The following is a 14,713-nucleotide window of genomic DNA, read 5'->3' on the forward strand; positions in this document are numbered from 1 at the left end:
TGGCTACCGCATGACCTCGAAAGACGGGGAAGTCAGTGCAGATAATCCACGGCCGACGGCCCCGAATCGTCGCGCATGACCTCTTCCAGGCGGGAGTAGGCGATCGCGTCGTCCGGCTGGTTGAACAGCACCATCAGGACCACCCAGCGCAGCTGGTCGAGATCGATTTCCTCGGCATCCAGCTCCATCACGCGGTCCAGTACCAGTTCCCGGGTGCCGGCGGTCAGCAACCCATTCTGTTCCAGGTGCAGCAGGAAGCCGTGGGCCTCGGTGTCCAGGCGCTTGCGCTCTTCGGGGGCGTAGATCCGATGGGCCGCGCCATCCCCGCCGCGGCCGGCCAGCGGGGCCTCGCTCATCAGGCGGTCCAGCCAGCCGAGGGCGCGATCGATCTCGCGCCGGGCGAAACCGGCCTCCACCAGGTGGCGTTCCAGTTCCGAGCGGTCCGGATCCTCGTCGGATTCCTCGTCGATGGTGTGCTCGAAGAGATACATGAGCACATCCAGCACGTTCTCGTTCATGATTCGGGGGATCCTGCGTCGAGGCGCTGGTAGCGCCCGTGGTCGAGGGCGGCCACGCGGCCATGGAGTTCAAGCAAAACCAGCATGGATGAAAGCTGTTCGATGGTCAATTTGGTGCGTTCACGCAGGGTCTCCAGCGGGACCGGGTCGAAACCCATCGCGTTCAGGACGCGTTCCTGCTCCGGGTCCAGTGGTTCGCGGGCGGGCTCGGTCCGGGTGACAGGCGCATTGGGTGCCACCCCCAGCCAGTCCGCGAGATCGTCCAGGATCTCCTCGGCCGACTCCACCAGCTGGGCCCCGTCCCGGATCAGCCGGTGGCAGCCACGGCTGGCGGGGCTGAACACCGAGCCGGGGACCGCATAGACCTGTCGGCCCTGCTCGGCCGCCAGGCGTGCCGTGATCAGCGACCCGCTCTTCAGGGCCGCCTCGACGACCAGGGTGGCCAGCGACAGGCCGCTGATCACCCGGTTGCGCTGGGGGAAATTCCGCGCCAGCGGCCGGGTATCGGTGGGCCACAGCGAGACCACCAGGCCATGGTCCGCGATGCGGTGGGCGAGGCGTCGATGCTGGGCAGGGTAGATGCGGTCGGGCCCGGTGGCGACCACCGCGATGGTGCGTCCGCCGGGCGCGGCCAGGGCGCCTTCGTGGGCCGCGCCGTCGATGCCGCGCGCCAGGCCACTGGTAATCGTGAGCCCGGCCGCGGCCAGTTCGCGCGCGAATTCGCTGGCCAGCCGCTCGCCCTGCGGGGTGGCGTCGCGACTGCCGACGATCCCTACCTGCGGGGCGCGCAGCAGGTCCGGGTTGCCGTTGAGGTACAGCACCGGTGGCGGGTCGGGGAGTTCGGCCAGCAGGGGCGGATAGGCCGGGTCGTCCAGGCACAGCAGGGAATGCCGGGGGTCGGCATCCAGCCAGGCCCGGTCGGCCGCGGCACCGGTTTCGCGGGCCTGGCGTGCGGCGTCGTCCAGCTTGAGGTCGATGCCCGCGCGCTGCCATTCGGCAGCGGGGGCGGCGAGGGCGTGGCCCGGGGTACCGAAGGCCTCGACCAGTTGCAGCAGGCGCCGCGGACCGAGACCGGGGGTGTTGATCAGGCGCAGCCAGTCCTCGTGCGGGGCGGCCGCCCCGCTGGCATCATCCATGCCTCCGGATCGCAAGCCCGATCAGGGAGTGCGAACCTTGTCGCCCTCGCGGAGGGTGCGTTCGGCGTCGGTCACCAGCACGTAGGAGACCTTCTCGAAGGTCTGGAAGACCATCACGGTGCCGACTTCCTCTTCCGGCAGGGTGACCACGTCGTTGGCGCGATCGCTGATCGGGTCGCGCACCTCGCGTCCGGCGGTGAAGGCGGCAAAGACCTGGCCGTTCTCGATGCCGTCGCGTTCGCCGCGATTGATGATGGCGGCCTGGAGCTGGCCGATCTGGCTGATCGCGTCGAACAGCGAGATGATCGTGCCCTCGGTGCCGGCCGGTGCGCGGCCAATGTCGAACAGCATGTCCTGCTCTTCGGCATAGGGCACCAGGCGGTCGCCGCGGATGGCCTCGCGCTCGCCCTTGCGGATGTCCGCCCGGGCGACGTTGCCCGGTTCGATGATCTCGGCCTCGCCTACTGGCAGGGTGGCGACGCCCAGCTCCTCCCCGGTGTCCGGGTCGGTCAGCATGCCGTCGTGGCGCACGATGTGGTAGAGCTCGTACTGCTCGGTGTCCTCGGCGTTGCGCACGTAGACCCGGTCACCCGGGCCGAAGATCACGCGCTCGTCCTGCGAGGCGAGGATGTACGGGGCATTCTCGAGGGTCTCCTCGTCCAGCACCTGCGGGCGGAACATGAACGACTGCAGGGTGGAGATGGGGGAGACGTCCTCGTCGCGTTCCACCACCCGGGCCTCGGGCGAGAGGCGATGGGTGGGGCGCACGCGCGGGCCGCCGTCGACCATGATGCGTGGCTGACCATCCACGTAATGGATGCTCAGCACGTCGCCCGGATAGATCAGGTGGGGGTTCTCGATCTCGGGATTGACCAGCCAGATCTCCGGCCAGTACCAGGGATCCTGCAGGAACATCGCGGAGATATCCCAGAGGGTGTCGCCCTTCTTCACCACGTAGCGTTCCGGCGCGGATTCGCGGATCTCCGGCTCGCGCTCGGCGGTGGCGCGTTCTTCCTGTGCGTCGCGTGCCGGGCGGGCTTCGGCCTGGGTGTCGCCGGAATCGGACGCGCCCGTTTCGCCGCCGCCGTTCTCCGGTGTGGCCGCGCAGGCGCCCAGCAACAGCGTTACACTGAACAGAACGCCCGGCAGAACGAAGGTCGTGGTGGCCCTGGTCTTGTACATTTTGGTGTCCCCTGTCAGGTCCGCGCGCTCCCCGAGCCTTCCTGTGGCCCGGCCCCAATCGGATGACGCAATTCCGCGGATATTGCGGTCCAACGTTAGCAGAATTGCGACGTCTGTACAGTACAAAGTTTGAGGTTTTTTCATGGCCAAACGTGAAATCCTGCACTTCCCCGATCCCCGGTTGCGGCTCAAGGCCGAGCCGGTGGCCGAGGTGGACGACGAGATCCGTACCCTGGTCGACGACATGCTCGAGACCATGTACGCCGCGCCCGGCATTGGTCTGGCAGCCACGCAGATCAACGTGCAAAAGCGCGTGCTGGTGGCGGATGTCTCCGAGGATCAGAGCGAGCCGCATGCCCTGATCAACCCCGAGATCCTGGAGACCTCGGGCGAGGAGGAGATGGACGAGGGCTGCCTGTCCGTACCCGGGTTCTACGAAAAGGTGCAGCGCGCCGACCGCATCCGCGTGCGCGCCCTGGGGCGGGATGGCCAGCCCTTCGAGCTGGATATCGACGGCCTGCTCGCGGTGTGCATCCAGCACGAGATCGACCACCTCGACGGCAAGCTGTTCGTCGATTACCTGTCCAGTCTCAAGCGCAGCCGCATCCGCAAGAAGCTGGAGAAGCAGGGCGCCCGGGCGGGGGCAGGTGACAAGGCCGCGGTCCCCGCGGTCTGATGGGGGTGGCGGACACGGACGTCGAGTCCCTGCGCATCGTCTATGCCGGGACGCCCGAATTCGCGGTCCCGGCGCTGGAGGCCCTGATCGAGAACGGGCATGCGCCGGTCGCGGTCTACACCCAGCCGGATCGCCCGTCCGGGCGCGGGCGCAAGTTGCGCCCGGGTCCGGTGAAGCAGGTTGCCGAGGGCGCGGGCCTGCCGGTGGTGCAGCCCGAGAGTCTCAAGGGTGCCGAGGCGCAGGCGGAGCTCGCGGCCTGGCGCCCGGACATCCTGATCGTGGCGGCCTACGGGCTCATCCTGCCGCGCGCCGTTCTCGCGATCCCGCCGCTCGGCGGCCTCAATATCCATGCCTCGCTGCTACCGCGCTGGCGCGGCGCGGCGCCGATCCATCGCGCCATCCTCGCGGGGGATTCCGAGACCGGGGTCTGCCTGATGCAGATGGCCCCGGGGCTGGATACCGGCCCGGTGCATGCCTGTCGGCGCACCCCGATTACGCCGGAGACCACCACCGGAAGCCTGCACGACACCCTCGCCCGCGAGGGCGCGGAGTTGCTGGTGGAGCAGCTGCCGGCGATTGCCGCGGGCGAGTCGGCCCCCTGGCCACAGGACGACGCGCAGGCCACCTATGCCCGCAAGCTGGAGAAACAGGAGGCCTGGATGGACTGGACGCAACCGGCCGTCGCCCTGGGTCGTCAGGTGCGCGCGTTCAACCCCTGGCCGGTCGCCCAGACCGGCTGGCAGGGGCAGGCCGTGCGGGTGCACGCCGCGCGCCCCATTGCCAGTGCCACTGATGCGGCGCCGGGCACCATTCTGGAGGCCGGGGCGGAAGGCGTGGACGTGGCCACCGGGGATGGCATCCTGCGGCTGCAAACGGTGCAACTGCCCGGGCGGCGCGCGGTCGCGGCGTCCGACTGGGCCCGCAACGCGGACCTGGCGGGCCAGACCCTGACGGGGGCGGTCTGATGGCAGGCAAGCAAAAGCGTGTGGTGCCCTCGCGGGTGGATTCGCGTTCGCCGCGCCAGCGGGCGCTGGAGGCGGTCGAGCGCGTGGTACTGCAGGGGCAGTCGCTGACCCGGGCGGTGGACCTGGTGACCGAGGGGCTCGCGCCGCGCGATGCCGCCTGGGTGCAGGCGCTCGCCTACACCACCCTGCGCTGGTATCCGCAGCTGGAGGGGCTGGTCGGCGGGTTTCTCGACCGACCGCTGCGCAAAAAGGATGCCGTGATCGGCGTGCTGTTGGCGCAGGGCCTGGCCGAGGTCCTGCACTTTGGCACGCGTGATCACGCCGCGGTGCGCGAGACCGCCGAGCTGGCGCGCGAGATCCATCGCCCCGGCGCGGTGGGGCTGATCAACGCGGTGCTGCGCCGTGCCCTGCGCGAGCAGGATGCGCTGGCCGCCCGGATCGAGGCCGAGCCGGGCCTGCGCTATGCGGTCCCGGACTGGTTGCTGGAGGCGATTCGCGACGCCTGGCCCGAGGACTGGGAGACGCTGCTCGAGGCCTCGACGCTGCCGGCGCCGATGACCCTGCGGGTGAACCTCCAGCGCGGCAGCCGCGAGGCGGCGCTGGAGGCGCTGGCCGCTGCGGGGACGCCGGCCTGGCCGCACCCGGTACTCGCCAGCGCGCTGACCCTGGAGAATCCGGTCGACGTCGGGGCGCTGCCGGGGTTTGCCGACGGGGCGCTGTCCGTCCAGGACGCCTCGGCGCAATGGGCCGGGCACCTGCTGGACCCACGGCCGGGCGAGCGCGTGCTGGACGCCTGCGCGGCGCCGGGCGGCAAGACCGGGCACCTGCTGGAGCGCGCCGGCGGGAAACTGGACCTGACCGCGCTGGACAACGATCCCGAGCGCCTGGAGCAGGTGCGCGAGAACCTCGACCGGCTGGGCTTTGAGGCGCACCGGGTCGCGGCCGACCTGGAGGCCACAGACGACTGGTGGGACGGCGAGGCCTTCGACGCGATCCTGCTCGACGTGCCCTGTTCCGCCACCGGCGTGATCCGGCGTCACCCGGATATCAAGACCCTGCGCCGAGCCGAGGACATCCCGCGCCTGGCCGCGGAGCAGGCTCGCCTGCTGGCCGGTGCCTGGCGCCTGCTGCGTCCCGGCGGGCGGCTGTTGTATGCGACCTGCTCGTTGCTGTCGCCGGAAAACGAGGCCGTTGTGGCCCCGTTCGTGGCCGCGACCGCGGATGCGCGGGTGCTGCCCGTGAACGGCGATGCGGGGATCCCCGGAGGCCGGCCGCGCGAGGTCGGCGTGTCGCTGCCGCTGGGGCTCGAGGGCGGTGATGGCTTTTACTATGCGCTACTGGAGAAGCAGGTCCCCTGATGCCGAGCGGCGCCTCCCCGTGGCGCGGGCCCATCGTGGCGCTGTGCGGCCTGTTTGCTCTGCTGGCGTTGCCTGCGCCGGCCGCGGCGGTGGAGATCCGTGGCGCGAACCATATGTGGCTGGACGACACCACCGTGCTGGTGCGTCTCGATATCGATATGCGTCTGCCCGCCGTGCTGGAAGATGCCCTGGCCAACGGCGTGACCCTGGAATTCGAGGCGGAGACCCGTCTGGAACGTGGTCGCCGGGTGGGGCGCGATACCCTGGCGAGCGAGACACGGCGGGTCCAGCTGCAATACTTTGCGCTGAACCGGCATTACCTGGTAACCGCGGTGACCGACGAACGCATGGACCTGAAACCAACCCTGGGGGATGCCCTGGACCAGGTCGCCCGGCGGCTGGGGCGGCTGCGTCTGGACGAGGTTCCGGATGCGGTCCGCGCAAACCCCGGCGAGTTCGATCTGGCGGCGCGGCTGATGCTGGTGTATTCGGCCCTGCCGCTGCCCCTGCAGCTGGATGCCGGTTTGCGCGGTGACCTGACGACGCGACAGGAGTGGCGGCGATGGTCGCTGGATTAGGGAAACGCTGGTCAACGTACATGCTCGCTGCTTCGTCGCTTTTGCGTGCGAACAAGGCGCGGCGATGGCCGTGCAGTCATTCTGCAAAAGGGAGCCGCAACGCCGTGCGCAGGCCCGTTTTTGATCACAACGGGCGGCCGAGCCCCTGCTTTCAATGGTTCGTGGGGTTGATTACCCAGGTTCCCCGGTCCGGCGTTGCGGCCCTTGCCGGTAGAATGGCGACCGGCTGCGGACCGCGCCTTGTTTCGGAAAACCTGGGTTGCCAACGCGAGGGTGTACGTTGATCAGCGTTTCCCTAAGGGGCTTCCCGTGGGGCCTGCTCGGCATCGGGCTCCTGTTCGCGCTGCTACTGACCTCGCTGGTGGTGATGGGCGATGCCGCCCAGAATCAGGCTCGCTTCGAGCAGCTGTTCCTGTGGCTGCTCGTGTTCCATGTCGCCGTGCTGGTGGCTTTGGGTGGCTTGATTATCTATCAGCTGGTGCGCATGGCGATCCAGTATCGCCGTGGGGTGCCCGGGAGCCGGCTGACCCTGCGCCTGGTCGCGGTGTTCATGCTGGTGGCGGTGCTGCCGGTGTCGGTCGTCTATTACTTCTCCTTCAAGTTCCTGAACGAGGGCGTGGACGCCTGGTTCGACGTGCGCGTGGAATCAGCGCTGGAGGACGCGCTGGAGCTGTCGCGCTCGTCGCTGGACCTGCGGGTGCGCCAGCTGGCGACCGAGACGCAGGAGCTGATGAGCGATCTCGAGGGGGTCTCGGAGGGCCTGGTGCCGCTGGCCCTCAACGACTATCGCCGTCAGGTCGGGGCACAGGAGTTGACCCTGGTCGGATCCAACAACCGCATCATCGCCTCCAGCACCGACAGCCCGATCCGCCGCCTCCCGACCCCGCCGGGTTCCGACATCCTGATGCGGGTGCGCCCGGAGCAGCCGTATTCGCGCCTGGAGCCGCAGTCCGACGGCTCGCTGATCATCCGCGTGGTGGCCACTACCAGCAGCCGCCGCCCGGGCTCGGAGAATCGCATCCTGCAGGGCATCTACCCCGTGGACCCGCGCATGAGCGCGTTGTCGCTACGGGTGCAGGACGCCTTCGCCGACTATCGCGAATTCGCCTACCTGCGCGGGCCGATGATCCAGGGCTTCGTGTTCACCCTGTCGCTGGCGCTGGCGATCTCGCTGATGGCCGCGCTGTGGGCCGGGCTGCTGGTGGCGCGGCGCATGGTGCGCCCGATCTCCGACCTGGTGCAGGGCACGCGCATGGTCGCCCAGGGTGACTACAGCACCCGCCTGGCGGTGCAGCGCGCCGACGAGCTGGGTTTCCTGGTGCAGTCGTTCAACACCATGACCCGCACCCTGAACGAGGCGCGCGACGAGGCCGAGCGCAACCGCCGCCTGCTGGATGCCGAACGCGCCTATCTGGAGAGCGTGCTGCAGCATCTGCGCTCCGGCGTGCTGGCGCTGGATGGCAGCCTGCGCCTGCGTACCGCGAACGCCGCGGCCAGCGAGATCCTGGAATGCGACCTGCAGGGGGCGCGGACCCGGGTGATGTCGGAGGTGGGCGACGAGTGCCCGCTGGTGGCCCAGTTCTTCGAGGCGATCAGCGATGCCCTGGTGCGCCAGGAGACGGAATGGTCGCGCCAGGTGGTGGTGTTCACCCGCAGCGGGCGCAAGGTGCTGATGACCCGCGCGGTGTGGCTGCCGACCTCCGGCTCCAGCCGGGGGCTGCACGCGATCGTGTTCGACGACATGACCGAGTTCCTCAAGGCCCAGCGCGATGCGGCCTGGGGCGAGGTCGCCCGGCGCCTCGCGCACGAGATCAAGAACCCGCTGACGCCGATCCAGCTGTCCGCCGAGCGCCTGTCCAGGCGCCTCGGCAAGGTCCTGGAGGGGGCGGATCGCGAGGTGCTGGATCGCGCCACCGGAACCATCGTGCAGCAGGTGGAGGCGATGAAGACCCTGGTCAACGCCTTCCGTGACTACGCTCAGGCCCCACAGCTGGAACGCGCATCGGTGGACCTGAACCAGCTGATCCGGGACGTCGGCGAGTTGTACCTGGACCAGGACGGGCGCTCGCGCGTCGATGTCACGCTGGATGCGTCCCTTCCACGGATCCATGGCGATGCCGGGCGTCTGCGCCAGTTGCTGCACAACCTGATCAAGAACGCCCTGGAAGCGGGCGAGGGCCACGAGGACATGGAGGTGCATGTCGCCACCGCGTACCTCGACGACCCCGCCGGGCCGCACATCGAGCTGCGGGTGACCGACACCGGTCCCGGCATCAAGCCGGAGTTCCTCGAGCGGATCTTCGAGCCCTACACCACCGACAAGCCGCGTGGAACCGGTCTCGGGCTGGCGGTCGCGCAGAAGATCGTGGAGGAGCATGGCGGCATGATTGAGTGCCATAATGCGGAGTCCGGGCAGGGAGGCGCGGTCTTCCGCATCCGCATCCCGGTGGAGCATGGTCCGGTGGTTCACGAGGAGCCCGAATGAGCGCAGCCTACATACTCGTGGTCGACGACGAGCCGGACATCCGCATGCTGCTGCAGGATGTGCTGGAGGACGAGGGCTACCAGGTGGCGCTCGCCGGCTCCGTGGCCGAGGCCAAGGCGCAGCGCCGGAGCCGCCGCCCCGACCTGATCCTGCTGGATGTCTGGATGCCGGACGGCGACGGCATCTCGCTGCTGAAGGAATGGAGCGACGACGAGGGCCTGCCGTGCCCGGTGGTGATGATCTCCGGGCACGGCAATGTCGAGACCGCCGTCGATGCCACGCGGCTCGGGGCCTACGACTTCATCGAGAAGCCGTTGTCCATCGACAAGCTGCTGATAACCCTGAACAATGCCCTGGAGTCCGCACGCCTGCAGCGCGAGAACGTGGGCCTGAAGCGCCACGCCGGAACGGTCCAGGATCCGGTAGGCGACAGCGCCACCATGGTGAACCTGCGTGACCAGGTGCAGCGCATGGCGCAGCACGATACCTGGGTGCTGATCACCGGCGAGCCGGGGGTCGGCAAGCAGACTTTCGCGCGGCTGCTGCATGCGCGCAGCGCGCGCCGCGAGAGCCCGTTCATCGTGGTCTCGGTGGGGTCGCTCTCGGGCGAGGAGGCGATCGCCGAACTGTTCGGCAGCGAGCAGGGCGAGCACGTGCGCTACGGCCTGCTGGAGCAGGCGGCGGGTGGCGTGCTGTTCCTGGACGAGGTCGCGGAGATGGACCTGCAGACCCAGGGGCGTCTGTTGCATGCCCTGGACACCCAGCGCATCACGCGGATTGGCGGCAACCAGCCGATCAGCGTGAACGTGCGCGTGATCGCGGCCAGCCAGTATGACCTGGCCGAGGCGGTGGAGCAGGGCCACTTCCGCGAGGACCTGTACTACCGGCTGAATGTCCTGCCGCTGGCGATCCCGCCGCTGCGCGAGCATCCGGAGGACATCCCCGAACTGCTGGAGTGCCACATGCGTCACCTGCACCAGCAGGAAGGACTGCCGGTGCGGGCCTTCCAGCGCCCGGCGCTGGAGCGGTTGCAGCAGTACCATTGGCCAGGCAACGTGCGCGAGCTGCGCAATCTGGTGCAGCGTCTGATGATCCTGGGCTCCGGCGACGAGATCACCCGTGACGAGGTGGAACGCACCCTCAGTGGGCAGCCGCAGCGCGCCGAGGAGGCCGCTGAGGGAGCTGTCGCCATCCCCGATCTGCCGCTGCGCGAGGCGCGCGAACAGTTCGAACGCGAATACCTGCAGCAGCAGCTGGAGCGCTCGGAGGGCAACATGACGCGCCTGGCCGAGCGGGTGGGGCTGGAGCGCACGCACCTGTACCGCAAGTTCAAGGCGCTGGGGATCGACCCCAAGCGCGTGAAATCCGATAGCTGAATCCGCTCCGGGACGGGAGGCGCATGAAGCACATCATCATCCTCGGGGCCGGTCAGGTCGGCCAGTCACTGGCCGAGGCGCTGAGCGCCGACGGGATCGACATTACGGTGGTCGACTACCGCGCCGAGATGCTGGCGGAGCTGGAGGATCGCTTCGACATCAAGACCGTGCACGGCTTTGCCGCGCACCCCTCGGTGCTGGAGGCAGCCGGTGCGCAGGACGCGTCCATGCTGATCGCGGTCACCAACTCGGACGAGACCAACATGGTCGCCTGCCAGGTGGCCTCCACGCTGTTCAACATCGAGACCAAGATCGCCCGGGTACGGGCCCGCGACTACCACGACACGCCGGCGTTGTTCGCCCAGGACGCGATGCCGGTGGACATGCTGATCTCGCCCGAGGCGATCGTGACCAGCCACATCCAGCGACTGATCGAGCACCCCGGTTCGCTGCAGGTGCTGGAGTTCGCCGAGGGCCGGGTATCACTGGTGGGCGTGCGGGCCTACTACGGCGGTCCGCTGGTCGGGCACGAGCTGAAGAACCTGCAAAGCGACATGCCCGGCATCCATACCCGGGTCGCCGCGATCTTCCGCAAGGACCGGCCGATCCAGCCGGACGGCTCGACGGTGATCGAGGCGGACGACGAGGTGTTCTTCGTCGCGGCGAAGAAGAACATCCGCGCGGTCACCTCGGAGCTGCGCAAGCTGGAAAAGCCCTACAAGCGCATCCTGATCGCGGGCGGCGGCAACATCGGCGAGCGCCTGGCCGAGACCCTCAGCAAGCGCTACCGGGTCAAGGTGATCGAGCGCGACTCGGATCGCGCGGACCACCTGGCGCGCACCCTGCCCAGCAATGTGCTGGTGCTGCACGGGGACAGCTCGGATGACCGCTTCCTCGAATCCATCAACGTCGAGCACAGCGACGTCTTCTGCGCGGTCACCAACGACGACCAGGCCAACATCTTCGCCGGCATGCTGGCCAAGCGCTGGGGTGTACGCAAGGTGATGTCGCTGATCAATCGCCCGAGCTACGTGGATCTGCTGCAAAGCGGGACCATCGACGTCGCGATCTCGCCGCAGCAGGCCACCATCGGGGCGTTGCTGGCCCGGGTGCGCGAGGGCGGCACCGCCACCGTGCATACCCTGCGGCGCGGCGCGGCCGAGGCCATCGAGACGGTGGTCAATGGCGACGCCCGGACCTCGCAGGTGGTCAGTCGCCGGATCGACGAGATCGACTTCCCCGAGGGCACCAGCGTGGGTGCCGTGGTGCGCGAAGAGGAGGTCATCATCCCGCACCGGGATACCGTCATCGAGGCCGGCGACCACGTGATCCTGTTCGTGACCGACCGGCGCAAGGTGAAGCAGGTACAGCGCCTGTTCCAGCCCACGGCGCTGTTCTTCTAGGCGGAGCGCGCGGATGCTCCATCTCGCCTCCACGGCCCGGCTGCTGGGTGTCCTGCTGACGCTGTTCAGTCTGGCGATGCTGCCGCCGGCGGCCATTGGCTTTCTCTACGGGGAGTCCACCGCGTACGTGTTCCTGCAGGCCTTTGCCCTGCTGTTGCTGATGGGCGGTCTGCTGTGGGCGCCGTTGTACCGCATGCGCCAGGAGCTGCAGGCGCGCGACGGCTTCATCCTGGTGGTGCTGTTCTGGCTGGGGCTGGGGATCGCCGGGGCGACCCCCCTGTTCCTGGATCCGAGCCTGCAGGTGTCGTTCACCGACGCGGCGTTCGAGTCGATGTCCGGCCTGACCACGACCGGGGCCACCGTGCTGACCGGGCTGGACGACCTGCCGCGGGCGCTGCTGTGGTATCGCCAGCAGCTGCAGTGGATGGGCGGCATGGGGATCATCGTGCTGGCGGTGGCCATCCTGCCGCTGCTGGGCGTGGGCGGCATGCAGCTGTTCAAGGCGGAGACCCCGGGCCCGATCCGCGACAACAAGCTGACGCCGCGCATCGCCGAAACCGCGCGCAATCTCTGGTACATCTACCTGGGCCTGACCGTGGCCTGCGCGCTGGCCTACTGGGTCGCCGGCATGGATGCCTTCGATGCCGTCGCGCACTCCTTCACCACGGTGGCGATTGGTGGCTTCTCGACCTATGACGCCAGCATCGGCCACTTCGACTCCGTGGCGATCGAGATGGTTGCCATCGCGTTCATGGTCCTGGGCGGGATGAACTTCGCGCTCCACTTTCTGGTGCTGCACCGCGCGACCTGGAAGCCTTACCAGCGGGACGAGGAGTTGCGTGCCTACCTGCTGGTGCTCGGCTCGGCAACCGTGCTGGTGGTCGGCTTCATGCTCTGGAGCGGGTTTACCGATCAGTTCGGCGATGCATTGCGCCGCGGGGTCTTCCATGTCGTGTCCATTGCGACCACTACGGGCTATGCGACGGACGCCTTCTACCTGTGGCCCGGTTTCCTGCCGGTCCTGCTGATCTTCCTGTCGTTCATCGGTGGCTGTACCGGTTCCACCGGGGGTGGCATGAAGGTGGTCCGCGTGTTGCTGCTGATGAAGCAGGGGCTGCGCGAGATCAAGCGCCTGATCCACCCGCATGCGCGGATCACCGTGAAGGTGAACGGCAAGGAGGCCCCGGATCGGGTGGTCCAGGCGGTGTGGGGCTTCCTCGCCGCCTACGTGATGGTGTTCGTGGTGATGATGCTGGCGTTGATGGCATCCGGTCTGGATCAGGTGACCGCGTTCTCGGCGGTGGCGGCCACGCTGAACAACCTCGGCCCCGGACTGGGCGAGGTCGGGCCCAACTTCCAGTCGATCAACGACTTCAGCAAGTGGGTCCTGGTGCTCGCCATGCTGATGGGTCGCCTGGAAATCTTTACCGTGCTGGTGCTTCTGTCGCCCGCCTTCTGGCGGCGTTAGCCTGAACGGGTAGTTTGGCCGGCGGCGCGGGAGGTGCCCCATGAGCGACATGATCGAACGTTTCCAGAACATGCTCGACGGCGGACAGGACTCCGCCATGCTGCGCTTCTCGCTGGGCAATGCCCTGGCGACCGATGGCCAGCTCGAGGCCGCGGTCCCGCACCTGGAGCGGGCGCTGGAACTGGACGGCGGCTACTCGGCCGCCTGGAAGCTGCTGGCGAAGACGCTGGTGCAGCTGGAGCGTCCCGAGGCGGCGCTGTCCACCTGCGAGCGGGGCATCCGCGTGGCCACCGAGAAGGGCGACCTGCAGGCCGCGAAGGAAATGGAGGTCTTCGCCAAGCGCGCCCGCAAGCAGCAGGCCGCCACGGATGGGCCTGGCGACGGCTCCGGGGGCGCATGAGCGCAGCAGACGACGACCGAAGCCGGAACCACGACGCCGGTGCCTACAAGGCCCCGCTGACCGCCGCGCACTTCGCCCCGCGTTACTGGGGCAGCTGGCTGTTGCTGGGTCTGGCCTGGGTCCTGCAGGAGCTTCCGCGTCCGGCCGTACGCGGTCTGGCGCGCGGCCTGGGCCCGCTGATCCGTCGCTTCGCCGGGCGCAGCCGGTCGGTGGCCGAACGCAACCTGGAGCTGTGCTTTCCGCACCTGAGCGCCGCCGAGCGCGCGCAGCGTCTGGAGGCCTATTACCGCTACCAGGCCCAGACGGTGCTGGATTACGGCCTGCTGTGGTTCGGCAAGCCGGGGCAGCATGCCACCCGGATCCGCATCGAGGGTGTGGAGCACTACGAGCGCCTGCGCTCCGCCGGCACGCCGGTGATCATCCTCGCCCCGCACTCCCTGGCGCTGGATTATGGCGGCGTGCGCATGAGCCAGATGTTCGACGGCGTATCCTTCGCCAAGCCGATGAAGAACCCGGTGCTCGAGTGGATCAACCATCGCAGCCGCACGCGCTACTCCGGCGACATCTTTGCCCGCGACCAGGGCCTGCGCCCGGCGATCCGCCAGCTCAAGCGCGGGCGCTTCTTCTACTACCTTCCGGACGAAGACCTGGGCGCCGAGGGCGCGGTGTTCGTGGATTTCTTCGGCGTGCAGAAGGCCACGCTGACCGCGCTGGCGCGCCTGGCGCGCATGTCGAAGGCCGCGGTACTCCCCAGCTTCGCCTGGTACGACACGGCGGCCGACCAGTACGTGATGCGCCTGTGGCCCCCCATGGACGGGTATCCCACCGGCGATGACGAGGCCGACGCCCGGCAGATGAACGCGGCCGTGGAGCGCGGCATCGAACAGGCTCCGCCGCAGTACCTGTGGTCCATGCGCCTGTTCCGCACCCGCCCCGAAGGCGAGCCGCGCCTGTACCCCGACCGCAAGCGCAAGGGAAACACTGATTAATGCACACACTCGCGTTGGCACCCCAGGTTTTCCGAGACAAGGCGCGCCGTGCTGCGGGTCGCGGTTCTACCCGCCCGTTTTTGATGGATTCGGGGCGCAACGCAGGATCGGGGAACCTGGGGTGCCAACCCCACAAACGATTGAAGGCAGGGGCTCGGCCGCCCGTTGTTGACGAAAAC

General features: G+C 68.6%; 13 protein-coding genes. 10 read left to right on the forward strand and 3 right to left on the reverse strand.

What is annotated here, in order from left to right:
- Positions 1–32 precede the first annotated feature (32 nt).
- From F817_RS0101095 to F817_RS0101105, 3 genes are read right to left on the reverse strand one after another with little or no spacing between them, the layout of a single operon-like run.
- Entirely contained in the window at positions 33–518 is a 486-nt protein-coding gene (locus tag F817_RS0101095; RefSeq protein ID WP_024325913.1) for a DUF494 family protein, read from the reverse strand.
- A complete protein-coding gene (gene dprA, locus F817_RS0101100) occupies positions 515–1,654 on the reverse strand; it encodes a DNA-processing protein DprA (protein ID WP_024325914.1) in 1,140 nt (379 codons plus the stop codon). The genes F817_RS0101095 and dprA overlap by 4 nt, the downstream gene beginning before the upstream one ends.
- Positions 1,655–1,675: 21 nt before the next feature.
- Entirely contained in the window at positions 1,676–2,836 is a 1,161-nt protein-coding gene (locus tag F817_RS0101105) for a LysM peptidoglycan-binding domain-containing protein (protein WP_024325915.1), read from the reverse strand.
- A gap of 142 nt (positions 2,837–2,978) precedes the next feature.
- On the opposite strand from F817_RS0101105, the gene def reads away from it, so the two are divergent.
- The 10 genes from def to F817_RS0101155 all read left to right on the forward strand — a co-directional run bounded on the left by def (position 2,979) and on the right by F817_RS0101155 (position 14,534).
- Complete coding sequence (def, locus tag F817_RS0101110; RefSeq protein WP_024325916.1) at positions 2,979–3,512, forward strand: peptide deformylase; 534 nt, start codon at positions 2,979–2,981, stop codon at positions 3,510–3,512.
- A complete protein-coding gene (gene fmt / locus F817_RS0101115) occupies positions 3,512–4,477 on the forward strand; it encodes a methionyl-tRNA formyltransferase (RefSeq protein ID WP_024325917.1) in 966 nt (321 codons plus the stop codon). Before def ends, fmt begins: the two co-directional genes overlap by 1 nt.
- A complete protein-coding gene (rsmB, locus tag F817_RS0101120; protein WP_024325918.1) occupies positions 4,477–5,835 on the forward strand; it encodes a 16S rRNA (cytosine(967)-C(5))-methyltransferase RsmB in 1,359 nt (452 codons plus the stop codon). The genes fmt and rsmB overlap by 1 nt, the downstream gene beginning before the upstream one ends.
- Positions 5,835–6,413: a DUF4390 domain-containing protein gene (locus tag F817_RS0101125; RefSeq protein WP_024325919.1), complete on the forward strand. Its 579-nt coding sequence runs from the start codon at positions 5,835–5,837 to the stop codon at positions 6,411–6,413. Before rsmB ends, F817_RS0101125 begins: the two co-directional genes overlap by 1 nt.
- A 280-nt stretch (positions 6,414–6,693) precedes the next feature.
- Complete coding sequence (locus tag F817_RS0101130) at positions 6,694–8,898, forward strand: ATP-binding protein (protein ID WP_024325920.1); 2,205 nt, start codon at positions 6,694–6,696, stop codon at positions 8,896–8,898.
- A complete protein-coding gene (locus F817_RS0101135) occupies positions 8,895–10,274 on the forward strand; it encodes a sigma-54 dependent transcriptional regulator (RefSeq protein WP_024325921.1) in 1,380 nt (459 codons plus the stop codon). Before F817_RS0101130 ends, F817_RS0101135 begins: the two co-directional genes overlap by 4 nt.
- Positions 10,275–10,297: 23 nt before the next feature.
- Positions 10,298–11,677, forward strand: coding sequence for a Trk system potassium transporter TrkA (gene trkA, locus F817_RS0101140; RefSeq protein WP_024325922.1), 1,380 nt, complete (start codon positions 10,298–10,300; stop codon positions 11,675–11,677).
- Between the two features lie 13 nt (positions 11,678–11,690).
- On the forward strand, positions 11,691–13,145 hold the full coding sequence (locus F817_RS0101145) for a TrkH family potassium uptake protein (RefSeq protein WP_024325923.1): 1,455 nt from the start codon (positions 11,691–11,693) through the stop codon (positions 13,143–13,145).
- Positions 13,146–13,185: 40 nt separating this feature from the next.
- Positions 13,186–13,545 (forward strand): tetratricopeptide repeat protein, encoded by a 360-nt coding sequence (locus F817_RS0101150; protein ID WP_024325924.1) that lies wholly within the window; start codon positions 13,186–13,188, stop codon positions 13,543–13,545.
- Positions 13,542–14,534, forward strand: coding sequence for a lipid A biosynthesis acyltransferase (locus F817_RS0101155; protein ID WP_024325925.1), 993 nt, complete (start codon positions 13,542–13,544; stop codon positions 14,532–14,534). Before F817_RS0101150 ends, F817_RS0101155 begins: the two co-directional genes overlap by 4 nt.
- The last annotated feature ends 179 nt before the right edge of the window (positions 14,535–14,713 follow it).

This window comes from Thioalkalivibrio sp. AKL19 (assembly GCF_000420165.1).
Taxonomy (GTDB): domain Bacteria; phylum Pseudomonadota; class Gammaproteobacteria; order Ectothiorhodospirales; family Ectothiorhodospiraceae; genus Thioalkalivibrio.